1 protein-coding gene is annotated in these 1,056 nt (G+C 57.9%); it reads right to left on the bottom strand.

Features of this window, described 5'->3' with window-relative positions:
* Window positions 1-157 precede the first annotated feature (157 nt).
* Entirely contained in the window at window positions 158-847 is a 690-nt protein-coding gene (locus P7F28_RS17385) for a hypothetical protein (RefSeq protein WP_277185764.1), read from the bottom strand.
* Window positions 848-1,056 lie beyond the last annotated feature (209 nt).

Raw genomic sequence — 1,056 nt, 5'->3', positions numbered from 1 at the left:
GGCTTTGAGCTGCGGCGCGTTCGGCTATGTACGCAATCTACATATCGTAAAAACAGTACTTCAAGTTCCCGTTTGAAGTCGTGCGGGAGCCCGGTGTATTCGTTCAACGCCCGGCGGATATTCACTACTGGCTGCACCATGGTATTCCCCTTTGCAGTTAGGCTGCTTCTCGACAATTAATCGCGCCATACAGCGCACGGCCTCGATCGAATGCTTGCCGCAATTCAACCGACTGCTCGAAACAAGGCTCATCAGCCAAGTCACCGCCGCCCGCGACACTCCATCCAGTCATGCTCGCGTGCTTAAGTGCACGCTGCCGTGCTTTCACATCGGTAAGCCCGTAGCGCAGCGACAATTGCCATTCCGACCACGCGGCATCTGCTTCGAGTCGATGATTGACCCAGTGCGCTATCGGCTCGGGCCGGCGTGCTGCGTCGTCATCCCGTTCCGTCGTTGCCAGCATTTGTCTCAAGGGCAATCGCGCGGAATCAACGTTGATCTCAAGCCACGCCGAAGAGGCGATCCATCGCAAAAGCACTGCTGACGAGATCACAGCGCGTCCACTCGGCGGGATCCGCTCGAAAAATTGATCAATGCTTGTGTCGGATTTGAACGCGCTGGACAGCAGTCCTTGCGCGTCCACTTCATCCATATCGAAGCGATGCGCGTGTTCAACGTTAGCGGTCAACACGTAACGCGCCACCTCGTTCCCTTCGCTGCATTCGTCACACTCGTTGAAAAGCGTCCAGAACAGTGCTCCCAACAACTCGTGGTACGAGCCGACAATCACCGCACCCTGCGCTCGCCATCCAAGCGCCATCCCGTTCCAAGGCTCTTGCGTCTGCATTCGTACCTCGTACTCCCGGTCCATGACTCCGGGCCATCGCGGATGAGCCCGATTCCTTTGCCGCCGCACGAGAATCACAGGGAGCCTATCTCCTGGTCTCGATCGCGCCGCGCGCTGCGTACCCCGCCGGGTCCTGCCTTCCTTTCCTTTAGCGATTCCATTCGATAGCCCCGCACGTGGAAGAAACGTGCATCGACCTACCGTATTGC

This window comes from Caballeronia sp. BR00000012568055 (assembly GCF_029439455.1).
Taxonomy (GTDB): domain Bacteria; phylum Pseudomonadota; class Gammaproteobacteria; order Burkholderiales; family Burkholderiaceae; genus Caballeronia.
The sequence above is the reverse complement of the archived record's forward strand: the minus strand, read 5'-3'. Positions and strand labels throughout refer to the sequence as shown.

Excerpts from the sequence above, each read along its gene's own strand:
- P7F28_RS17385 (WP_277185764.1), bottom strand. The coding sequence starts at position 847 with ATGCAGACGCAAGAGCCTTGGAACGGGATGGCGCTTGGATGGCGAGCG.